The following is a 22,340-nucleotide window of genomic DNA, read 5'->3' on the forward strand; positions in this document are numbered from 1 at the left end:
GCTGACAAACCTCGTTGAAAGTAACGGGGTTTGTCGTTATCACTCATTATCTTCCGATTTTTCCTTATAGATCCCGATACGCCCTTTTCCTGCACAGGATTGGCTTTCTGCCCCAATACATTCACGGGTAAACCACAGATAAAACCAATAAAGTGCCGCCACCAGTAAAGCTATCTTCTTGATATTTTGTGCTGTTGCCGCCAACAGGCATTGTATCTGAACTTTCCGCAACCCGCGAAAAAGGGCATAACGATGCCCATGATGCTGCTTCGCATCCGCAAAACTCCGTTCTATCGTTTCTTTTCGCCGCTTGTGCACCTTTTTACCCCACGGACTCAAACGGATTTCTCCGGCCTTTTCTTTGCCCGTTTCCCAGATATGCCGTGTGATGGTTTTTCCCTTTTTCGCCCGGGTACAGGCCGCCCGCAGCGGGCAATTCTGGCAAATACCCGCCGCCGTCCGGTAATAACGGTATCCCTGACGACTTGTGGTGGTATAAATCAGCTTTTCGCCCTGCGGGCAAACATAGCAATCCTGTTGCGGATCATAAATAAATTGTTTCTTTTGAAAGAGATTCGGCCCTCTGTTTGGGCGCCGATAACTGATGACCGGTGTCTGACCCAGCTCCAGGGTCAGGTGGCAAACTGGGGCCGTAAAATAGCCTGCATCCAGTACGATGGCGACCGGATTAAGCGGAAAACGATCCAACTGACGCGTCAGACACCCTATCAAAGGCTGACTGTCGTGGACATTGCCCGCTGTGGCATAGGTATCCAGAATAATATTGGCTTTTCCATCCACGGTACGGTGGTCGAGATAGAAGAATCCTTTGGGTTTGTTCGTCCGGTGCATAAACCCGCTTTCCGGGTCAGTCGTACTGACTTTGGTCTGTCTTTGCCGTTCCTTATGGGCTGGCTTCAGGCTTTTTTTCCGGACTTAGCCCGGTCTTCATTCACTGCTTTTTCCAACTCGTCCAGATAAGCGCCCGGAGGAACGGGACGCAGAATACTGTCGGATTTATGGGGATTGGCACTGGCTTTCAGATGAGTGCTGTCTGTATAAAGTTCCCGGCCGCCGACAAAACCTCTACCGATAGCCTGTTCGACAATGTTGTCGAAAATGTGCTGGAACACATCGGAATGGTTGAATCGGCGCCGCCGATTCTGGCTGAGCGTGGAGGCATCCGGGACTTTCTCTGTCAGCCCGAGCCGCAAAAACCAGCGGTAGGCCATATTGACCTGAATTTCCTGCACCAGCCGGCGTTCGCTGGGGATGCCAAATAAGTACATCAGTAACATCATCTTAATCAGCATAACCGGGTCTATCGCCGGGCGGCCATTATTGTGGCAATACAAAGGGGCAACTAAGTCCCGGATAAATTCGAAATCAACGGCGGCATCGACTTTGCGAACTAGGTGATTTTGAGGCACGAGGTCATCGAGTGAGAGCGTTTCGGGGGGAAACGTCTGGGGAGGGGTGATTCTTAACATGGCGGCAAGCTCCGTCGGGTAAACGGAATTTGATTAAAGCAAAGTGCCGGATAAAAAACCAGCACTTTGTCAATAATCTGTTATTTTCTTTTTATCCCCGGAAAGATATAAGATTGGAAAATCATGCCGACTTATTAAATATAGTGTTCTCAAATGAAGTAACTAGAAATACCCAAATCAGGAGAAAAAACATGTTATATCCCGCTTTTATTGAAGTTGACACAGACGGCAGTGCAAGCGGTTGGTTTCCTGATGTAGCCGGCTGTTATTTTGCTGGCAATACCCTTGAAGAAGCCTGGCAAGATGCCAAAAATGCTATTGAGGTACATTTTGAATTATTAACGCAAAATGAATCAGAGCTCCCTAAAGCCAGAACAATGCAAGAACATCTCGCTAAAAACATTGGCAAATATATTGATGGTCAATGGATCTTAATTGACGTCAATATGGATATACCCAATGGATTTCAAGATGCATCGCGACGGCAAGGGAGCGAATCCCCGGGAGCATAGATAACTATGTGACCGGGGTGAGTGAGTACAGCCAACAAAGAGGCAATTTGAAAGATGACGGGTATAAATTTGATGGCAGAGCAGAACGGATTAATATTACCTTGCCACATCGTTTATTACATCGTATTGATATCATTGTCCATGACCACCCTGAATATGGCAGCAGAAGTGGTTTTCTGGCTCAGGCTGCACGTAATGAACTGCAAAAAACAATTTAATCGTGCCGCAGATATGCGGCACTTTATATTTATCTGCACAAATTTAAGGTTGATAATTACATGGTAACAGAATAGATGTTAAATCCTATTTTCAGGGATTTTTCGGTAATAATACATAAGCAACCTTATATTGTATTCTTTTTCCTGATAACCATTTGTTAAATTCAACCCCTACCCTATATTCAGCAGGCCTACAGTTATTCTCTTTTTCACCCGATGTTCCTGTTTAGCCAAGCCCATATGTCCCTCCACCTTCCGCTTTAAGGCCACATCTATGTCCTCCTTTGTTTACCGGTGTACTGAATTCTTTAAATAACCAACCAGCTCCTTCTGTACTAAATTCTATCATAATTTTTGGCTTTTCATCTTTAGGATATTTTTTTGCATAAGTATATTGAGGTACAATTCCACAATAGCTTTTTTCTGTAACAAAAGGGATTGCATTATATCCATTTGGGTTTAATGATATATATTCACTTTTACTCATCCCTCTATACCAATACTGTGCTGTGTCTGCCTCAGCATCCTGATTATAAGTAGAAGTGTTATTTAACTCAATGTCATTACTTTTTTCAAAACCGTTCACATTCGCTCTAAATTCGCAATGTTCATACATAGACATGACATTAGTATTTGCCAATCCATTTACTGTCATTGCTTTTTTTACCTGATTTCTAATGTTCTCTGGATCTTTCATACAGGCCATGCTGAAACTACTAATAGCTAATAAAAACGGCTAAATAAAGAAAACCTTTTTATTCAAATTCATATTTCTATCCTTACTTAATTTATGGTTTTAGCACTAAATGGAACAAAAATTAATTTCGTTATTATTAAATTCAAATACAATTTACGAAATAAATAATCAATTAATAACAATAGGATATTACAATACAAAGCATTTTATTCACTTGGTTATTATTACCTTCCTTAAACAAGGATAGATTATTAAATCAAAGAATACAAATTACAGAATAATTAAATTGAAAAATATATTATTTAAACACGCCAGAATCAATATGGAAAAATTTATAAAATAATTTCAATAACATATAAAACAAATAATTTATCAGCATTAAAATGTTATATACCCTATGGATTTCAAGATGCATCGCGACAGCAAGGGAGTGAATCCCCGGGAGCATAGCTAACTATGTGACTGGGGTGAGCGAGCGCAGCCAACAAAGAGGCAACTTGAAAGATAACGGGTATATATAGAAAATAACAACCACTGGTAGATCCACATAATCATGTACAGACTCAAAAATTATAATCACGCCATAAACAAGATGTCAGATTAAATGCCAATCAAATTAAGATTAATTTATACACATTATTTAAAAAACGACCAGATTTATAGATAGAAAGCACAAAACTATAAGAATATTGTTTTAAATTCACATTTCTATATAATGCGGCCCCATTTTCTTATACATGTAATTTATTATGTCTCTTTATTCTCCAAGCAGAATTTTTGTTCATTCTGCTGGTTTATTGATCCTTGTGCTGTTAGCCATTTCAGTGAAATCAACTGCATCATCGTTGATCAGCCCTGTTGATCAAGATGCCATTATCCAACAACAAAAAGACTTGTTACAACAAGCGCAACAACAACGTAATGACATCCGTAATAGCGTTACGTTATCGCCACTCACAACATCGACATCTGACGATGAAGGATCGTTCTGCCATCCTATTTACAAAATTCAGTTTGAAGGCGCAGAAAATCTCTCAGCATCAGTGCAACAGGTATTATCCAAACCTTACTTATCCCGTTGCCTGACTGCCGGTAAAATTAATGAATTAGTCCACAAGGTATCAAATACCTATATAGAAAAAGGTTATGTGACTTCACTTGCCGGATTAAAAGAACAGGATTTATCCACCGGCATTCTGACCATTACGGTTACGGAAGGAAAAGTAGGCACAATCCAGCTTGACGGTGAGACGCTCCTTGCCCTGAAAATGGTTTTTCCGAATATGTCTGGAAAGCCCCTTAATCTGCGGGATATTGAACAAGGCATGGAGCAGTTAAACCGGCTACCTTCCCAGCAGATAACCATTGATATCCAACCGGCTAAACAGCCCGGTTATTCTGACATTATTTTAAAACGAACGACTTCCCAATTGCCTGTCCATGCCAGTCTAGGAATAGATAACAATGGGCAGAAAAATACCGGGCAAGAACAAATTAATACTACTTTAGGATTGGATAATCCACTGCGCCTTGCAGACCTGTGGTCAATCTCCGCCAGTCGTAACAGTGACTTTCGCAATAATCATCAGAGCTGGAGTGTAACATCAGGAGTGACAATCCCTTATGGCTACTGGTCATTTGATTATCAGTATGCCAAGAACAGCTCATTTCAAATGATATCCGCAGGTACATTCAATGCCCGCCATGAAAGCAAAGGACAAACTAACCAATTAAAAATAAACCGGACATTATACCGTGATGGTCAGCAAAAACTGGCCCTGAATATGGGATTAGTCCGTCGCCAAACTTCCAATGTTACGGCTGGAGTCAAGTTATCCGTTAGCAGCCCGACATTAAATACTGCCAGCCTGGGAGCTAACTACAGTACTATTCTGGCAGGAGGATATCTTACATTCAACCCAACGTTCAACCATGGGTTAACTAACTGGGGAGCAACTAAAGATAACTCCGGCGACCGCAATGCCCTCAAGAGTCAGTTTCGTAAGCTCAGCCTGAGCAGCAGCTATTTTATTCCTGTCACGGAGGATATCTATTACCTGACCTCCCTGTATGGACAGTTTACTCCGGATAATCTTTATGCCAGTGAACGCCTTTCATTAGGCGGACAATATTCCGTCCGAGGATTTAAAGAACAAAATCTCATTGGGAATAATGGTGGATATTGGCGCAATGAACTCAATTGGAAATTAACCAGACTCCCTTTATTGGGTGAGCTTTCTTTAAATAGTGCACTGGATACAGGCTGGCTGGAAAACAATAAAAAAAGACAAATCGAAGGAGGTAATGTCACGGGAACATCACTGGGTATTTCACTCAATCACAACAGGATGAATCAGGCGGTCACAATAGGAAAACCACTGATTTATCCCAATCATCTCAGACCAGACCACTGGATCGTTTATTGGTCTGCTTCACTCAATTTTTAATAAAACCATATCAACGAATTTAGACTTAATTTAATCAAAGGACACAATATGGATAAATTTAACAGCCCTGCGGCAAAGGGAACCTGTTATTTTTTGATTTACTTGACAGGCATATATCCTCTTAATTCGGCTGTGGCCGGTGATATTACCCCTGACAATACGCAAACACAGGTACATAACAATGGCAATGTTCCGATAGTGAATATTGCTGCACCTAATAATGCTGGGATATCTCACAATACGTATAAAGAGTTTAATACCGGTACTCAGGGTGCAGTATTAAATAACGCCATACAAGCAGTTAACTCTCAACTTGCCGGCCAAATCAATGCCAACGCCAATCTGCATGGAAAAACAGCCCAGCTTATTATCAACGAAGTCACCGGAAGCAACCGTTCCGAACTACTGGGACAGTTGGAAGTTGCCGGCCAGAAAGCCAACGTCATGATAGCCAATCCCAATGGTATTACCTGTAATGGATGTGGATTCATTAACACCTCAGGTGCAGTATTGACTACAGGTAAACCGCAATTTGATAAACAAGGTGCACTTGAAGCCCTGAAAGTGACAAAAGGCCAAATCACCATTGGTGGCAAAGGATTAAATGGTCAGTCAACAGATTATGTCGATATTATCAGCCGGGCTACTGAGCTGAATGGAAAAATTCAGGTCAATAACCTTTCACTCACTCAAGGAGCCAACCAGATTTCCTTCAAAGACGGCACGGCAAAGACCATTGCCGGAGAAGGTGCAGCACCACAACTGGCTATCGATACCAAAGCGCTGGGTGGCATGTATGCCAATAAAATCCGTCTGATTGCAACGGAAAATGGTGTTGGGGTTAATCTGAAAGATATCACCAGCAACCAACGCGATATCACATTAAGTGCTAATGGCCAAATTAAGCTTGGCAATATTAAGGCCAAGACAGACTTAAATGTGGGTGCTAAAGAAATTAATATCGAACCGAATACTCCGGTTCAGTCAGAACGGAATATTGTTCTGACTGGTGATAAGATCACCAATAAAGGTAGTGTGGCAGCTGGGCAAGATATGCGGGTGTATGGTGGTACTATCAGTAATATCGGTGCTCAGGCACTTCTGCAAGCTAATAATAATATGTGGGTACAGAAAGATGTCGATGGGAACAAAAATGAGTTAGTCGAAAATAAGTCCGGGACAATAAAAACAAACAATGGTGATTTAATCATCAGAACTAAACATTTAGCTAATGAACGGGAAAATCTAAAAATAAAAAAACAAACTCAACAAGTGAATGCTGATAATAAACTAGAAGGCTCAATTAGTTTTGAAAAACCTATTTACGCAGATGTACCACATAGAGACACAAAATTAGAATACATTAATTTTACATCAGAGATTAATAGTAATCCGGCAATTATTCAATCCGGTAACAATGCTTATTTATATGGAGATAAGTTACTTAATAAAAACAGCAATATTCTTAGCTAATAATAATTTAATTCTTACAGGAACATATTTAGAAAACAATGGAACTTCTTTAGGAATATTAGTACTCATGGTTCTGTTAATTTTAAAGCCACACCAAATACTTCATTTGAGCAAACGACTAGTCATTCGAAAGGTTTTTTCATTAAACAATCTAATAGTGGACACAATAACACCACTTGGACATTACCAGCGATATCTGCTGGGAACTTATTTACTGTAGATGCTAATTCAGGAATTAACGCTGATATTAAGACACAAAAAAGCCAATCTCTGCAAACTGCATTGAAGATACTTGGAGAAAATCCAGAAACTGCTTGGTTAAAAGATTTAAACAATCGACATGATGTAAAATGGAATGAAGTTCAGGATGCTTATGAAAATTGGAATTACAGTAACCAACAATTAAGCCCGGTAGCTTCTGCTGTTATAGCAATAGCAGTAGCAGCAGTGACTGCGGGATCAGGTTTAGCTGTCGCTGCTGGCGCATCTGCGGCTTCTGCGGCGACAGGAGTTGGCGCAGCAACAGCAACGACTACAGGAGCTGTTGTTTCCGGCGCAACCATTGCCGGTATATCATCTTTAGCTTCTAAGGCAGCAGTTACTCTGGTTAATAATCAAGGAAACTTATCTAAAACGTTTAGAGAGTTAGGTAATAGTGACACGGTAAAATCAACCATTACTTCAATGGCCATTGGTGGTGCTTTGGCCGGATTTGATCAAGCCATGGGTTGGGCTACCGCTAAAGATGGCGCTAACGCAGCGGCTTCATCAACCCACTCAAATATCCCTCTATTGAGTAAAGGCGCAGATTGGAGCAAAGTCGCTCAACGTGTTGCTGGACAATCAATTATCAGTTCCAGTTTAAATACCACAATTAATGGTGGCAGTTTTAAAGATAATTTCGCTACAGCATTGCTTGCCAGTGCCGGCAATCAAATTAATGCAGAAGGAGCGAATGTTATAGGAGACTATGGCAAAGTACTCGGCATTCCTGGAAAAGCCATTAGTCATGCAGCAGTATCAGCTATTGCTGCACACATTGGGGGTGGAGATGCAAGGGGCGCAGCCGCTGGCGCACTCGCCGCTGAACTTGGAGCGGTAACTCTGGCTAAGACATTTAATGATCCAGCACAAATTCTGGCAGGTGGCAAAATCATCGGCGGTATTGCCGGTGCATTTGCTACAAATAGTGCACAGGGCGTTAACAGTGGTGCAAATGCGAGTGAAATCGTTCTTGAGTATAACTTCTTTGCGCATGATCTACTTGAGTTGGACGAAGCAATCAAGGCAGTAAAAGAGAAAGGTGAAGACACGGCACCTATCTTTGAAAGAAAGCGCAATAACCTAGCAGAACAGCGGGAATCCGTCAAAGCCGAGTGCCGAGCTCACCCGACCGCCTGCGCTCTTACACTTCGCGAGTACGCCAATCAAGCACTAGAGTCCGTCGACACCTTTATCGGCAGACTTTATTTTGATCGTAGTGTTGTTGCATTCACCCATGAAGAATCGGCTAAGGATAATGCCGTCATTGACAATTACACAAATGGAACTGGCCAATCACTGGAATATGTGCTTAACGGTGCAAAATTTCTGGGTGGCGAAGACACCAAATTTTCGATGACAGGAAAAAGCATCAAAACACGAGTCCACAACCAACAAGTAAATCCGTCAAATTCTGCACCAGAGGTAGTTATAATAAAGACAGAGTCAGGCAAAAAAGGAAATTGGAACAAGGACCTAAACAAACTTCAACCAAATACGATTTATCATGTGGATGGTAATAAAACATATCATACCGATGCATTAACACGAACAAGTGTTGTTGAAAGCACATTAAAATTGTCAAAGAGTAGCAGGAATTCTTATCAACAAACCAAAGCGGGTAAGAGTGGTAATGTAGGAGATGAAGGTGGACACCTAATCGCCAGTATCTTTAATGGACCGGGTGAAAAATTAAATATTGTCCCAATGGACGGAAATCTGAACAAGAGTGCCTGGAAAAAAATGGAGAATAAATGGGCTAATGCTTTAAAAAATGATCATCAAGTCCAAGTAAAAATAGATATTTCTTACAAAGATAAGGGTACCAGACCAGACAGTTTTTCGGTAACTTATCAGATAGGTAATGAACAACCGATAAGAGAAGGATTTATAAATGCACCTGGGGGTAAGTAATGGTAAGTGATGATGAACTTTATTCAGAAATTGGTCGTATATTATATGAAGCGGCTCCTGATGATGCACAAAGGATTTTACTGGATGTAGAGTTATCTCCCGAAAATGATCATGCTAAGTTTCTATATGACTATGTTGATGAAAGTGGGAGTAAAAAGTGGTTTTTACCCCCATCTCCAAAGACAGATAGAGACCTTATAGAAAATTTAGCAATGCTGCGTAAACACTACGTGGAAAACAATCTGACTAGCGGTCGTCCTGTATGGTATGGCTGTGTCGTCACTGTTGACCTTGAAAACATGAAAATCAGAATAGAATTCAAATACGAAGACTAACCTGAAAGTGATCCCTGCCATATATTGAAGTGATCCCAAAAAGTTGGACAGGTTACACTAAGCAACTAATCATGCCTGAGTTCGGAACTCTACTGGACTCAGGCCATTCAATTTTAAGCGAGTTCTTTCATGGTTATAGACATGAAGATAAAGCCTACTTATTCTGATGATAGTGTTAGACCTGACAAATTTACTGTGAGTTATTCAGTAGATAATAGTAGAGTTATTGACAGAGTCTTCAAAAATGCTCCGAGCGAAAAATGATGAGAGATGATCAAGAAATTTATAATGATATTGGTAAGGTTTTATTTTCTATAGCTCCTGATGATGCATCTAAGGTCATTGTTAATGCTTCATTAGAACCCAAAAATGATAGCGGTGAGTTTACTTACGATTACGTTAATAAGAATGGCGAAGAAAAATGGATTAATGATACTTATGATGCCAGTCCTCAGTTGTTAGATTTACTGGTTGAATTAAGGATCTATCTTTTAGATAATTTTAAATCGGAAAAACCACCTTTTTGGCATTCCTGTGTTATTACACTTGATATTGAAAAAGTGAAACTCAATGTAAATCTCAAATACGAAGATTAACCCAAAAACGATCCCAGCCATTATGCTGGGATCTTCTTTACCCCTACTTGTTCCCAAGAAGCCAAATCATCAACCACTTAGAAAGTTTTTGAAGCGGTTCATTTAGCGCAGGAAAAACGTCCAGACCTGATCATTGATGGCCCATTGCAATATGACGCCGCAATTATGGCAGACGTGGCGAAATCCAAAGCGCCAAACTCACCGGTTGCCGGTCAAGCTACCGTGTTCATCTTCCCTGATCTGAACACCGGCAACACCACCTACAAAGCGGTACAACGCTCTGCGGATCTGGTTTCAATCGGGCCGATGCTGCAAGGTATGCGCAAACCGGTGAACGATTTATCCCGTGGCGCTTTGGTAGACGATATTGTTTACACTGTTGCACTGACTGCAATTCAATCAGCACAGGGAGAAGCGTAACCGTTTCTTGCACGCGCCAGTTAAATTAATAAGGTCTGACCTCATTAATAAGGTTCAGACCTTTAAATTTATTCTTCTGCGTTATATACCCGTTATCTTTCAAGTTGCCTCTTTGTTGGCTGCACTCACCCCGGCCACATAGTTATCTATGCTCCCGGGGATTAGCTCCCTTACCGTCGCGATCCATCTTGATATCCATAGGGTATAAACCTTACGCCAATCTTACTTGATGAAATTGGGCATAATTCAATCCGCTTGGTGATTTGTTTTAATTCAGTACAATTTAGAGAAGATTAAAGATCATAATCCGTAGCGGGTTATTTTCAGCACTAATAAGTTTAATCGCTAACACACAGCATACCAATATCAGCATCGGCTTGATTAAACGAGAGCCTATTTTAAAAGTTATATAATTGCTTTATCATCAATGACATTTATAGCACCAACTGGCGAGTGCTCTGCGCTTTATTCACCCAAGAGACAAAAACTTTCGATATAGGTATAAAATGCTGCACAAGGAGATTCTGTATCCCAACCTAGAAAAACAAATTCGGGAAATCTATAAAACCCACACCATTCCAACTTATACTCCCGGCGACTGGAATTTAAAACGTTGGCAAAGGAAAGAATGGCCATCTGCTCTGCACTTCAATTTTGGCGATGGGCGATATAACTCCCCAGATAATTCTTTTCGAGTATGTTATATGGCCGACCGGGCAGTTACAGCCCTGGCAGAAAGCTATGGGAGGCTATGGCATAAGGAAGGGTTACGATTTATTGATGAATCCGAGATCCGTACTGCGAGGATGTGCAACATTCGTTCATTGAGAAAATTAGTTTTTATCGATATTGCTAAACTTATTGGGATGTTACATATCCCGTTAAGTGTCATGGTTGATGAAGATTACTCAGTGACAAAAAGAGCTATGGCTTGCCTCTATGAACTCTTAAATAATGAAATGGATGGTATTTGCTACATATCTCGCCACTGGCCTACAGACTTCTGTTATGCAGTGTGGGAGAAGCAGGAAGATCGGTTTGTGGACGCAGAGATGCAAAGCTTGGTTGATTACAGGGATTCAGAATATATGCCGAGTACATGGAATGAACCCGACATATCAGCAGATGAATTACTGGAAGAAGTACTTAACTTCAAAATTATCCGACTTGAATAATACAAAGTTGCCCCGCCAAACAGGGCTTTTTTATTTCAGCTTGCGATCTGATGACCCACTTGTGACGCAGCTCTCAACATCAAAGCCAGTTCGTTTTCGGAAGCATCGCTTTTCATCATAATATCAAGAGGTGTTCTATTGCAGGGTAATGGCGTCGTTAAAAAAGACATTTTCGATACTGGGTTAATGCCCACACCCATCACTTTCATGACATCTTCAAAGTAAGGCAAGACTCCGCCGGTAGTGAACTGGAATGTAGGAAAAACGTAATCACTGTTTTTTCTGAAAGCAAGCAACTTTCCGCTTTTCACTCTTATGTTAACAGCCTGACGACTTATGCCGAGTATCTCTGCAACGTCTCCGGTTTTGATAGTTCCGCCCATTTTATCAAGTTCCTGATAGAACAGAGCTAAGTTTTCAGCGCGGCGTTTAAGCTTACGAAGCTCTCGTGCTGGAGTTCGGACTTTGTGTTCAAGTTGAGTCGTATATAATAGTTCAAGTAGTTCGCTATCACTTAGCACCAGAGCATTTGTGGCCTGCGTTTTCTCTTTAAACTCAGGCAGTAATGACGTGAGCAATTTATCAAATCGCCGTTGCAAAAGGGACTGGTACTCATTAAGAGTCTCAGCATTTTTGCTGCGGTTTGTCAGTATCGTGTTCATAGCACCCCCTCACTTGCTTGACAATTATTGTATTCTCACATTACGGAATCGTCAAACTTATACCTGGAGGCAGATGGGTAAAAAATCAGAAATTTAATCGTGCCGCAGATATGCGGCACTTTATATTTATCTGCACAAATTTAAGGTTGATAATTACATGGTAACAGAATAGATGTTAAATCCTATTTTCAGGGATTTTTCGGTAATAATACATAAGCAACTTGAGCTTGTATTTTATTCGTTGATAACCATTTGTTAAATTCAGTCCCAGCATTATATTTAGGATCTTTACTATCCTTGCACTTCGTTCCTGTTTTACCAAGCCCATACGAAGATGCTCCAGCTTCCAGTTTATATTCACACTTATGTTTAGTTGTGAATTCATTATATAACCAACCAGATCCTTCTGTAGTGAACTCTATCATAATTTTTGGCTTTTTACCTTGCGGATATGGTTTTGCATAAGTATATTGAGGTGTAATTCCACAAAAGCTTTCTTCTGTAACACAAGGAATTTCATTATATCCTTTTTCGTCTAATGATATATATTCCTTTTTACCCATCCCTCTATACCAATATTTTGCTGTCTTTATCTCATCATCCTGATTATAAGTAGAAGTGTTATTTAACTCAACGTCATTTCTTCTTTCAAAATGTTCGTATTCGCTCTAAGTTTACAATTTTCATACATAGACATGACTTTAGTCTTTGCCAATTCATTTACCGTTATTGCGTTTTTTACCTGGTTTCTAATGTTCTCCGGATCTTTCATACAAGCCATGCTGAAACTGCTAATAGCCAATAAAAACGGCGAAATAAAGAAAACCTTTTTATTCAAATGCATATCTCTCTCCTTACTTAATTTATAGTTTTAGCACTAAATGGAACAAAAATTAACTTCGTTATTATTAAGTTGAAATACAATTTACGACATAAATAATAATTTAAATCACAATTCAAACGTAAATAATAAATTAATAACAATAGAATATCACAATATAAATTATTTAATTCAATTAGTTATTATTACCATCCTTAAATAAGGATAGATTATTAAATCAAAAAATACAAATTACAGAATCATTAAATTGGAAAATATCTTATTTAAATATATCAGAATCAACATGGACAAATTTATAAAATAATTTCAATAACATATAAAATAAATAATTTATCAGCATTCAAATGTTATATATAAAAACAATAACCACTAATTTTTTATACAAAAATAGTCTAAATAACCTCACAATGTAGATTCACAAAATACTACCAATTTTATTTCTTAACATAAAACACAGCATTTACTTAAATCTATCACCAATAAAAAGCACCAAAACAACGAATATTTGGTGCTTTTTTTCTGAAAAAATCATTTAAAACTGACAATCACACAACTAAAAAAGATATCAAATCTTATTTTGCCAATAATACATAAGAAATTACAACATCTATTTTTTCTGGTTTTTCCAACCACTTATTAAATACATTCCCTATTCCAAGTTTTTTATATTGATCATCACAACTCGCTGATGTTCCTGTCACACCAAGCCCGTATGTTCCTCCTCCCTCAGCTTTAACTTGACACTTATGCTTAGTTGTAAATTCATTATATAACCATTTCGGTTCTATTGTACTAAACTCAATAACAACTCCAGGGCTTTTATTTGTCAAATAACCTCGCGAATAGGTAGATTGGGGAGCAATTCCACAAAAACTTTCTCCTTTAACACAAGGAAGGCTTTTATATTTATTCTGGTGAAATGCTTTATATTCCTTTATTTCCATCCCTCTATACCAATACATCGCTTTTTCTGCTTGATCATCACGATTTGCCGCTTTCTTATTTACCAATGTCACTTTATTGGGTGTATTTGCTGTGACCGAAAGTGTGCAACTTTTATACATAGACATTACTTTGGTATCTTTCAGCCCATTTTTAGTGATTATTTTTTCTATCTGTGGATCTGTTTTACATGCCATACTAAAACTACTCATAGCAAGTAAAAAAGGGGAAATAAGGAAAACCTTTTTATTCAAACTCATATTTCTATCCTTGATTTATTTATTTTTTGAGATCTAATCAAATGAAAATAGATTTCATCATTATATATTAATTTAAAAAACACTATTACAGATAATATATAATAAATTAACCAACATATCGGTCTTTATTATTATCCGACTCAAATAAGGTAGATTATTTAACTATAAAAAACAAAAACAAATTCCAATATAATTAAATTAAAAAATATTTGATTAGAATATATGATAAAATATAGTAACGACATAAGATAAAAAAATAGTTATATATTTCTATCGAGTACTTTCGGTTATATCCTCCAGCAAAGGCGATAAGCTTTAACCAAAAAAGCACCGAAGTTGTAAACATTCGGTGCAATATATTTCAACAAAAATCATTTAAAACTAAAATCTATTTTGCTAATAATACATAAGAAATGATGACATCTATTTTAGCTGGCTTTTCTGATAACCACCTGTTAAATACATTTCCTATTCCAATTCGCCTATATTCCGCATCACAACTTGCCGATGTTCCTGTTACGCCAAGCCCATATGTTCCTCCACCCTCAGCTTTATACTGACAGTGATGTTTGGCTGTAAAATCATTATATAACCAACTGGGTTCTATCGTACTAAACTCAATTACAACCCCTGGATTTCTATTTGTCAGGTAACCCTGTGAATAAGTGTATTCAGGGGCAATACCGCAGAAACTTGCCTGTGTAACACAAGGGATATTTGTATACTTATTCCCGTCAAATGCTATATATTCATTTAATCCCATACCTCGATACCAATACATCGCTTTTTCTGCCACATTATCACGTTTTGCCGCTTTACTGTTTGTTAATGTAACTTTATTCTGTGTGTTTGCCGTGACGGTAAGTGTGCAATTTTTATACATTGACATCACTTTAGTACCAGCTAACCCATTTTGGGTTATTATTCCTTCTATCTGTGGATCTGTCGTACATGCCATACTAAAACTACTCATAGCTAATAAAAACGGGGAAATAAGGAAAGCCTTTTTATTTAAGTTCATATTTTTCTCCTTGCTTTAATTATGATCTCGGTATCCAATGGAACGATAATAAGTTCCATCGTTATTATTAATATATCTATATACAGTCTTTTAAAGAAATATACCCGTCATCTTTCAAGTTGCTTCTTTGTTGGCTGCACTCACTCACCCCAGTCACAGAGTTATCTATGCTCCCGGAGATTCGCTCCCTTGCCGTCGCGATACATCTTGAAATCCATAGGGTATAATAACTTAACTCACAATTTCGCCATCAATAAAAACTTAGCAACAAAATAACATTACAATATAAACCATTTGATTTAATAAGTTTATCTTGTTATTTTCCAACTTAAATAAAAATAGGTTATTAAATCAAAAAAGACAAACGCCTATATAATTAATAAAAATTTAGTTTAAACATTAAAATAAGATAGCAGAGAGTAAAAATAAAATAATTTCAATCACCTATATAATTAACAACCTGAGAATTATTACAATATTATATATACAATTAAATAATCATTATATTTTTATGCCATAATAATCTAAAGAATATTTTCTGATTATTGTAATGACATCGCCATAATTCAAGAAAGTTTCGCTGATAATAAATATCAATAATTATTTATTTCTCTTTATAATATATCTCTCAACGAAAATATTCTTTTTTATTTAAATAAATCAGGCGCCAATCAGAACGATTAAACCGGGCATCCAGCCCGGCAATAGTGAAGATAAAAGAGGTAGGATACCTAATCTACTCAATCAAACAAGGAACAGTCACGGACGATAACCAACAAAGGCCACGCGCGACAGCCTGCGTTCGATTGAGACTAACTGAGTGGTGGATAAGAAGTTCTGCATACGTTCGAACATCTCTTCACCCTCTATTGCGATAAACTGCTCCTTGCGTTTCTTACGCCCAGCACGCCAGCGTTCACTAAGTTCAACAACACTTTGTGTAAGGTCCACTTGCATTTCGAGGCAAAGGCCCGCCTCATTGATCAGGCGCTCGTTCAATCCAACTGGGCTATAGAGAAAATAACCTGGCATACCACGTATCATTATCTCTTCTTTACTGAGCATGCCGGTTACCAGAGTAGGATCAGTATACAAGAACCGTCCGCCTGGCTTCAGTAACCGGTACCACTCACGCAGCAAAGCCAACCGATCCGGAATATGAATTACAGAGTCAATACACCATAGCGCGTCAAAGGCGCCGTCGGGAAATGGCAGAGGCTGACGAACATCACTGTCGACGAAGTTGCTTCGATCTTCCAGCCCAAAATCTGCCGCCAGTTGCCGGGCGGTAAGGAGGCCGTGAGGATGAATGTCAACCCCCGTCACGCTACAACCGCTGGTCCTTGCCAAAAACAGAGCCGGCCCGCCGGACCCACTGCATACATCCAGCACATGAGAGCTGTCAGATAATTGAAGCCATTGAGAGAACTTTCTAAACTCATCAGCAGAGGACCAGTTGTTCTGCCCCAAGTCTTCGCCATAGGTCTCTTTGCGTACCTCGGATACCGCTTCCGCAGAGAAACTACCGAAAGCCCGTTCGTAAAAACCAGTGCCTGCGCTTGAGGAGGAAATTTGCATAGTCATAGATAATGCTCCTAGCGAATAGAATTTAATCGGAAGACAAGGTGTTCAATTGCGGTGTCCAATATCGCATTATCGAGATCCGGATCAAAACAGAACCGTACCGACGCATTGGCCTGAGCCGCGCTCAAGCCGATGCCTGTAAGCACGTGCGAAGGCTGTAGTTCCGCGGAATTGCAGGCTGAACCTGACGATATAGCCACCTGATGCAACCCGGATATTAGTGCCTCTGAAGCGATACCGTCGAACTGAACGTTCACGATGTATGGGGAACTGCAAGAGATATCGGTATTCAACACGGCGTTCGGCACCCTTTGATGAAGGCGAGCAACGAAATAGTCTCTCAATGCAGTGACTTTTGCTTGACGTTGAATAAGGGTTGACTGAATCATCTGGCACGCAAGGCCAAACCCAACAATCAGCGGCGTTGGCAAGGTGCCGCTGCGCAAATGATTCTGACCGCCGCCATAGATGAAGGGCCTCAAATGGCCCGCAACACGCGCATCGACGAAGAGCGCCCCAATTCCTTTCGGTCCCCGCATTTTGTGGGCGGAAAATGAAAGCATATCAATTCCAGTCTCTTTGACGTTCACGGGAATTTTGCCGATAGACTGGACAGCATCCACATGTAGCCAAGCGCCTGACCGACGCGTGATCGCGGCAATTTCATCCACCGGCTGAACTGTACCTAGTTCGGAATTCACATGAGCAACACTGACGATACGGGTGTCAGCGGTCAGTTTGGTGATGACATCTTCCGGTTGTACCCGGCCATTGGCGGCAACCGGCAGGTACTCGACGGCAAGCCCCCGACGACTCAACTCTTTGCCGACGAGTAACACAGATTTGTGGTCGATAGGGCAAAGCAGCGCGCCCGCAGGAGCGCATTCGTTATGGGCAAAACTTGAGAAAAGCGCAATATTGTTGGCTTCCGTGGCCCCCGATGTAAAGGTGATCTCCTCAGGGCGAGCACCGATGAGAGATGCAACTTGTTGGGCGGCGTTCTCTATCGCATGCCGGGCACGACGCCCCATCACATGGGCGGAGGAAGAATTACCGAATTCATGCTCCATGTAGAATCGCATGATGTCGACGACCTCAGGAAAGCATGGTGTCGTAGCACAATGATCCAGATAGATTACGCCAGTCGGGTTTTCATTGACATTCATAGCGACTCCCATCAGGAAGTGAAGACGGCAACGTTAACGAGCTTCGAGTAGATCTCTTGTGTCTGCATCTCTCCGCTTCCACCGGGATCCGCAACAATCACCTTCATACCCGAAAGCCCATACAGAGAGAGCGCCGTGCTTACCCCTGTTTTGACTGGTTGGAAGCATTCGCCGGGAGCAAAGATCACCAACAGGCGATGTTGCGCTTTGTAGACCTCAGAGATCATCTCGGTGATCTCTCCCGCACATCCGGTAACGCCGCAGGTAATGAGAGGTTTATAATCGCCGTTTTCGTCCACAAGCGAAATTTCGGTTCCGGCATCGGGGCCATTGTCGAGAACGCGGCGATTTAACAGCCCTGCTTTGACCAACTTATCGGCACTTTTCTGGAAGCGATATTTCAGCCAAGTCTCTGGATAGGCAACAGGATGTTTCCGGCTTGCGAGCATGTTTTGCTCAGAAAATTGCCCACTGCGCTCTAAGATAGATTTGTACGAAGCCGGAAGCACGGAGAATTGCTCATAGAAGGCACGTCTTAGCTCAGATGCTGGCCCGCTGTCGCGCGAAACATATTGCCAATCGTTGATGAGCAGCAGGAATTTTATCGCTTCGAATTGATGTTCAAGCTGTTCTGCGATTCGCACACCAAGTTCCCAAGTGTATCCAGGAAAGATTCCTACGCGTCGCTCAATTTTTTCTCGCATAGGAGCCGTATTTTCTTCGATGACTCCCGGGACAAGGCATCCTCGGTCTTCGTCAAGGAAGAGCATGAAATGCCCTGCCATAATAACGAGATCCGGATGTGGTGCATTAGTCACTTCGGTGAGAATAAGGTCGAGTAATTCAGCCTCAGATTGAACCAGACGGTAGCTGTTTGAGATGTTAACTTGTTGCATATACGCCTATATTAATATTATTGATTTTATTAGCAATTTAAAGGCAGTGTGATAGCTCTGGAAACTGTATGACCCATTTCGACTTTCCTTGTGGATCGCTAAATTTCACTCACTATGAACATCCACCTTCACAACAGTTATCAATCATCAGTAGACAATTGATAATACATATATATTTACATACAATTAATTATCAAACAATTAATAATATTAATATTTAATCTATATCCCGTACTATTTGAGATACATTAATAGCAAAGATTGATGCTGTATGCTCTTACTGTAGAGAGACCAAAGGCGTTGACTAAAATGGTTATTGAACGTCCGCATATCAACGTTACCGATATCATGATTCCCACCAAGTGGATTCCAGACAATAAGGCTACACATCCGATAAACACCAAGCTTAACGGGCTTTTTCATTCCCATAATCACATTTCACAAACATATTATTGCGCCCATATTCAAGTCACGTAATGTCGTTACCTCACGCTAGTTATTGACATTATTTAGCCAATTTGGCGTGACGTTTTTTATAACAGACGTTCAGCCTGTCTATTGAACATTGTCAGTGAACAGCTCACAATTAATTAAAAAATGTGATGATATACAAAATTAATCATTAATAATTGTGATTAAATTTTAATGAAAGCACCGAAGTTACGAATATTCAATGCTGGATTCGACTAATCATCTCCCAGGGATTCTCTCCCTTGCCGTCGCGATGCATCTTGAAATCCATAGGGTATAAACATTTTGCAGGTGCGAGCCATTCCCTAACAAATGACTCAATCGGGAGTAAAATCAGAAGAAATAAACGCAACTTTGGCTAATATGAGATCGTCATTGAAGCCATTTTTCTATCTGCTTCAATTTATTATTTCTCAATTAGCTGCCTATGAACGAAAACTCTCTTTCGCTATCTGATAACGCTGTTCTTTCTGTGCCTCATTTTTCTTTTTTACGCGCCATAAAATACTTAACATAATAAACCATAAAGGCGTGCCACAGAGTGCGATCAGGGTATCCGGATCAAAAACCATTACCACTATGGTAAAGATGAAAAAAATCAGGGTCAGCCAAGTCATTAACACCCCTAAAGGCATCTTAAATATTGAACGTTTATGCACATCAGGGTAATTCTTACGATAAACCAAATAGGCAATCAAAATCACACACCAGCTATAAATCACCATAACCGAAGCAACGGTTGATACAATAGTAAATAACTGCATGACATTCGGTACGATAAATAAAAGTGACGTACCCACCACCATACAGAAACAAGAAAATATCAGACTATGTACAGGAATCGCCGTATTGCGGGAAAGAATTTTAAATTTCCGATGTGCATTCTTTTCCGTTGATAAGCCATAAAGCATACGTGTACAAGCATATAATCCACTATTAGCAGAGGACATTGCCGACGTTAATGCAACAAAATTAACCACTGCGGCAGCAGCAGGTAGACCCGCCAAGGCAAATAGTGTCACAAAAGGGCTGGTTTCAGCTGAGATCCGTCCCCAAGAAGTGACAGCAATGATGCTCAACATGGAGAAAATATAGAAAATCATAATTCTCATCGGGATATAATTAATTGCTTTCGGCAATATCTTTTCCGGATCTTTTGTTTCTGCCGTCATCGTGCCAACTAATTCAACACCAGTAAAAGAAAAAATCGCGATTTGAAAACCAGCAAAAAAACCAAAAATACCATTTGGCAGAAATACCGATGGATCAGTCAAATTATTCACAGAGGCGATCATACCATCCGGTGATTGCCAACCTACCATCACCATACCAACGCCAATAATAATCAACGCTAAAATCGCACTGACCTTAATCATAGCGAACCAGAATTCAGCTTCGCCAAATAAGCGGACAGAAAGAAGATTACAAGTCCCCAATAAACCTAGCGTTATAAATGCAGGCACCCAAAGAGAGACGCCGGGAAACCAATATTGAATGTAGCCGCCACATACAACAACATCAGCAATACAAGAGACAATCCAACTCATCCAATAAGTCCAGCCGAGAAAAAAACTGGCTTTGGTACCTAAATAATCCGATACGAAATCAGCAAAAGAGCGATAATTCAGTTTAGTCAGCAGCAATTCTCCCATTGCCCGCATCACCATATAGACAAAAAAACCAACAATCGCATAGGTAATAATGATCGATGTACCCGATACGGCAATAGTTTTTCCTGACCCCATAAATAAACCTGTGCCAATAGCACCACCAATGGAAATCAATTGAATATGACGTGCACTCAGCCCTCTATGAAGCGTTTGTGTATCAGCAAATTTCTCTGCCGAAAGGTTTTGTTGAGTTTTATTATTTTTTATCATGATAGTACCCGTCCGTCATTAAAGAAGCAGTTGACTGCTAAATCTTTCTGCCACGGCTTCAGGAAGAAAATGGAATAATGCCTTATTTATTTAATTATTTTTTATTTAAAGCAAGTAACAATCCTGCTCGTAATCCATTAGCAACCTCAGCATTAGGAAATAAAATAAATTTCGCCGGAAATTTAATTTTCCAATGACAATCATGTTGGCTGGCGATTTCAAATCCTTCTGGCAATTCAGTAAAGTTCAAGGTATCTGCGGGGATATGAAGTTGAAAACTGTCGTGACTCTTAATAATGGAATTAATTACCTGATAATGTTTCAACTCCGATTTAATACGTGCAGTTATTGGTAATAAAGAAATTAAGTTATAAAGGGCATCGGTAATTTTTTGAAATCGGGTTAAATCATTTTCCCCAAAAGGCATTACTTTACCCATCTCCATTGTACAGCTATCCGCCCCAAAATTTTCACTCAGAAAATGGCTGAAAGTCCCGGCTTTCTCACGATGATAAACGAGCGCATCAATATCGCTGTCATGCAACCATTGCATAAATTCAACAGAAAAGGGGCGATTCTGAGCAGGTAACAACGCAAATTGCTCATGGTGAGAAGCGCGTATAGCGGTATGCAGATCAATATGCCAGCGAATATTGGTCGACGACACCGAAGGTTCAGCAAAAAAGCGACTCACAACGTCTTCAAGTTCAGCCGCACGTGATCGCTCATTTCCTAACGGAAAATTCAGGTAACGGCCACCAAACATGCGATTCAAATCATCATGTAAATAGCGTCGATTCGCCCGCATCGCAGGCAAATTACCAAAGATAATCAACACGTTATTTTTTAGTGCTAACGTGCCCTCCGCCAACTGTGCAAGTAACTGAATCAATATTTCAATAGGCGCGGTTTCATTACCGTGAATACCGGCAGAAATCACCAGAGACCGATTTCCCTCTTCATGGGGAATCAGTTGCAGTACACCTTCAGCCAACCAATGCGCATTTATTGCTTTCGGAAATGTCAGGTGGTCGGCCAGTTTTTTTTCAAGCAATAACGTTAACAGATCCATATCGACT

Annotated in this window: 18 protein-coding genes and 3 pseudogenes; 9 read left to right on the forward strand and 12 right to left on the reverse strand. The window is 40.2% G+C overall.

Annotated elements, in window-relative coordinates:
* Positions 1–39: 39 nt before the first annotated feature.
* A protein-coding gene (locus tag SLS51_RS09790; RefSeq protein ID WP_323837794.1) for an IS1182 family transposase occupies positions 40–1,490 on the reverse strand; the annotation gives its coding sequence in 2 pieces (ribosomal slippage) (positions 40–923 and positions 923–1,490; 1,452 coding nt in all).
* 191 nt (positions 1,491–1,681) lie between these two features.
* On the opposite strand from SLS51_RS09790, the gene SLS51_RS09795 reads away from it, so the two are divergent.
* Together SLS51_RS09795 and SLS51_RS09800 are read left to right on the forward strand one after the other, a co-directional pair.
* Positions 1,682–2,002, forward strand: a complete 321-nt coding sequence (locus SLS51_RS09795) for a type II toxin-antitoxin system HicB family antitoxin (RefSeq protein WP_323837796.1) — start codon at positions 1,682–1,684, stop codon at positions 2,000–2,002.
* A 65-nt stretch (positions 2,003–2,067) separates the two neighbouring features.
* A pseudogene (locus SLS51_RS09800) lies at positions 2,068–2,220 on the forward strand (type II toxin-antitoxin system HicB family antitoxin); the annotation flags it as partial.
* Positions 2,221–2,446: 226 nt separating this feature from the next.
* On the opposite strand, the gene SLS51_RS09805 reads toward SLS51_RS09800, so the two are convergent.
* On the reverse strand, positions 2,447–2,917 hold the full coding sequence (locus tag SLS51_RS09805) for a hypothetical protein (protein WP_323837798.1): 471 nt from the start codon (positions 2,915–2,917) through the stop codon (positions 2,447–2,449).
* A gap of 749 nt (positions 2,918–3,666) precedes the next feature.
* On the opposite strand from SLS51_RS09805, the gene SLS51_RS09810 reads away from it, so the two are divergent.
* The 4 genes and pseudogenes from SLS51_RS09810 (at position 3,667) to SLS51_RS09825 (ending at position 9,347) form a co-directional block, all read left to right on the forward strand.
* Positions 3,667–5,364, forward strand: coding sequence for a ShlB/FhaC/HecB family hemolysin secretion/activation protein (locus SLS51_RS09810; protein WP_323837800.1), 1,698 nt, complete (start codon positions 3,667–3,669; stop codon positions 5,362–5,364).
* Positions 5,365–5,412: 48 nt separating this feature from the next.
* Positions 5,413–6,654 (forward strand): annotated as a pseudogene (locus SLS51_RS09815) (filamentous hemagglutinin N-terminal domain-containing protein); the annotation flags it as partial.
* Positions 6,655–7,119: 465 nt separating this feature from the next.
* Positions 7,120–9,012: a DUF637 domain-containing protein gene (locus tag SLS51_RS09820; RefSeq protein ID WP_323837804.1), complete on the forward strand. Its 1,893-nt coding sequence runs from the start codon at positions 7,120–7,122 to the stop codon at positions 9,010–9,012.
* Complete coding sequence (locus tag SLS51_RS09825) at positions 9,012–9,347, forward strand: hypothetical protein (protein WP_265514769.1); 336 nt, start codon at positions 9,012–9,014, stop codon at positions 9,345–9,347. Before SLS51_RS09820 ends, SLS51_RS09825 begins: the two co-directional genes overlap by 1 nt.
* Positions 9,348–9,416: 69 nt before the next feature.
* Here the strand turns inward: SLS51_RS09825 and SLS51_RS24635 are convergent, their stop codons facing one another.
* Positions 9,417–9,551, reverse strand: a complete 135-nt coding sequence (locus SLS51_RS24635) for an IS3 family transposase (RefSeq protein ID WP_439126865.1) — start codon at positions 9,549–9,551, stop codon at positions 9,417–9,419.
* A 56-nt stretch (positions 9,552–9,607) separates the two neighbouring features.
* Here SLS51_RS24635 and SLS51_RS09835 point away from each other — a divergent pair, with 56 nt between their 5' ends.
* The 3 genes and pseudogenes from SLS51_RS09835 (at position 9,608) to SLS51_RS09845 (ending at position 11,538) form a co-directional block, all read left to right on the forward strand.
* Positions 9,608–9,943 (forward strand): immunity protein YezG family protein, encoded by a 336-nt coding sequence (locus SLS51_RS09835; protein WP_323837809.1) that lies wholly within the window; start codon positions 9,608–9,610, stop codon positions 9,941–9,943.
* Between the two features lie 81 nt (positions 9,944–10,024).
* Positions 10,025–10,363 (forward strand): annotated as a pseudogene (locus tag SLS51_RS09840) (phosphate acyltransferase); the annotation flags it as partial.
* A 506-nt stretch (positions 10,364–10,869) separates the two neighbouring features.
* Positions 10,870–11,538: an RES family NAD+ phosphorylase gene (locus SLS51_RS09845; protein WP_132347255.1), complete on the forward strand. Its 669-nt coding sequence runs from the start codon at positions 10,870–10,872 to the stop codon at positions 11,536–11,538.
* A 35-nt stretch (positions 11,539–11,573) separates the two neighbouring features.
* Here the strand turns inward: SLS51_RS09845 and SLS51_RS09850 are convergent, their stop codons facing one another.
* The 9 genes from SLS51_RS09850 to astE all read right to left on the reverse strand — a co-directional run bounded on the left by SLS51_RS09850 (position 11,574) and on the right by astE (position 22,333).
* The gene (locus SLS51_RS09850; protein WP_323837813.1) at positions 11,574–12,200 is read right to left on the reverse strand and encodes a helix-turn-helix domain-containing protein; all 627 of its coding nucleotides are present in this window, start codon (positions 12,198–12,200) and stop codon (positions 11,574–11,576) included.
* A 188-nt stretch (positions 12,201–12,388) separates the two neighbouring features.
* Complete coding sequence (locus tag SLS51_RS09855; RefSeq protein WP_323837814.1) at positions 12,389–12,763, reverse strand: hypothetical protein; 375 nt, start codon at positions 12,761–12,763, stop codon at positions 12,389–12,391.
* A gap of 850 nt (positions 12,764–13,613) precedes the next feature.
* The gene (locus tag SLS51_RS09860) at positions 13,614–14,243 is read right to left on the reverse strand and encodes a hypothetical protein (RefSeq protein ID WP_323837816.1); all 630 of its coding nucleotides are present in this window, start codon (positions 14,241–14,243) and stop codon (positions 13,614–13,616) included.
* A gap of 388 nt (positions 14,244–14,631) precedes the next feature.
* Positions 14,632–15,264: a hypothetical protein gene (locus SLS51_RS09865; RefSeq protein ID WP_323837818.1), complete on the reverse strand. Its 633-nt coding sequence runs from the start codon at positions 15,262–15,264 to the stop codon at positions 14,632–14,634.
* 759 nt (positions 15,265–16,023) lie between these two features.
* Complete coding sequence (locus tag SLS51_RS09870; protein WP_323837820.1) at positions 16,024–16,848, reverse strand: class I SAM-dependent methyltransferase; 825 nt, start codon at positions 16,846–16,848, stop codon at positions 16,024–16,026.
* Positions 16,849–16,859: 11 nt separating this feature from the next.
* A complete protein-coding gene (locus SLS51_RS09875; RefSeq protein ID WP_323837822.1) occupies positions 16,860–18,014 on the reverse strand; it encodes a cysteine desulfurase family protein in 1,155 nt (384 codons plus the stop codon).
* A gap of 11 nt (positions 18,015–18,025) precedes the next feature.
* A complete protein-coding gene (locus SLS51_RS09880) occupies positions 18,026–18,910 on the reverse strand; it encodes an LPD16 domain-containing protein (RefSeq protein WP_323837824.1) in 885 nt (294 codons plus the stop codon).
* Positions 18,911–19,806: 896 nt separating this feature from the next.
* On the reverse strand, positions 19,807–21,261 hold the full coding sequence (locus tag SLS51_RS09885) for an amino acid permease (protein ID WP_323837826.1): 1,455 nt from the start codon (positions 21,259–21,261) through the stop codon (positions 19,807–19,809).
* Positions 21,262–21,355: 94 nt separating this feature from the next.
* On the reverse strand, positions 21,356–22,333 hold the full coding sequence (astE, locus tag SLS51_RS09890) for a succinylglutamate desuccinylase (RefSeq protein ID WP_323837829.1): 978 nt from the start codon (positions 22,331–22,333) through the stop codon (positions 21,356–21,358).
* Between the last annotated feature and the right edge of the window lie 7 nt (positions 22,334–22,340).

The sequence above is a fragment of the Photorhabdus africana genome (assembly GCF_035181445.1).
Classification (GTDB): Bacteria; Pseudomonadota; Gammaproteobacteria; order Enterobacterales; family Enterobacteriaceae; genus Photorhabdus; species Photorhabdus laumondii.

What these genes read in the sequence shown, in the direction of transcription:
- SLS51_RS09795 (WP_323837796.1), top strand. Translation starts at nt 1,682, where the DNA reads ATGTTATATCCCGCTTTTATTGAAGTTGACACAGACGGCAGTGCAAGC.
- SLS51_RS09880 (WP_323837824.1), bottom strand. Translation starts at nt 18,910, where the DNA reads ATGCAACAAGTTAACATCTCAAACAGCTACCGTCTGGTTCAATCTGAG.
- SLS51_RS09835 (WP_323837809.1), top strand. Translation starts at nt 9,608, where the DNA reads ATGATGAGAGATGATCAAGAAATTTATAATGATATTGGTAAGGTTTTA.
- SLS51_RS09855 (WP_323837814.1), bottom strand. Translation starts at nt 12,763, where the DNA reads ATGGGTAAAAAGGAATATATATCATTAGACGAAAAAGGATATAATGAA.
- SLS51_RS09810 (WP_323837800.1), top strand. Translation starts at nt 3,667, where the DNA reads ATGTCTCTTTATTCTCCAAGCAGAATTTTTGTTCATTCTGCTGGTTTA.
- SLS51_RS09805 (WP_323837798.1), bottom strand. Translation starts at nt 2,917, where the DNA reads ATGAAAGATCCAGAGAACATTAGAAATCAGGTAAAAAAAGCAATGACA.
- SLS51_RS09870 (WP_323837820.1), bottom strand. Translation starts at nt 16,848, where the DNA reads ATGACTATGCAAATTTCCTCCTCAAGCGCAGGCACTGGTTTTTACGAA.
- SLS51_RS09885 (WP_323837826.1), bottom strand. Translation starts at nt 21,261, where the DNA reads ATGATAAAAAATAATAAAACTCAACAAAACCTTTCGGCAGAGAAATTT.
- astE (WP_323837829.1), bottom strand. Translation starts at nt 22,333, where the DNA reads ATGGATCTGTTAACGTTATTGCTTGAAAAAAAACTGGCCGACCACCTG.
- SLS51_RS09860 (WP_323837816.1), bottom strand. Translation starts at nt 14,243, where the DNA reads ATGAGTTTGAATAAAAAGGTTTTCCTTATTTCCCCTTTTTTACTTGCT.
- SLS51_RS09850 (WP_323837813.1), bottom strand. Translation starts at nt 12,200, where the DNA reads ATGAACACGATACTGACAAACCGCAGCAAAAATGCTGAGACTCTTAAT.
- SLS51_RS09865 (WP_323837818.1), bottom strand. Translation starts at nt 15,264, where the DNA reads ATGAACTTAAATAAAAAGGCTTTCCTTATTTCCCCGTTTTTATTAGCT.
- SLS51_RS09825 (WP_265514769.1), top strand. Translation starts at nt 9,012, where the DNA reads ATGGTAAGTGATGATGAACTTTATTCAGAAATTGGTCGTATATTATAT.
- SLS51_RS09845 (WP_132347255.1), top strand. Translation starts at nt 10,870, where the DNA reads ATGCTGCACAAGGAGATTCTGTATCCCAACCTAGAAAAACAAATTCGG.
- SLS51_RS09875 (WP_323837822.1), bottom strand. Translation starts at nt 18,014, where the DNA reads ATGAATGTCAATGAAAACCCGACTGGCGTAATCTATCTGGATCATTGT.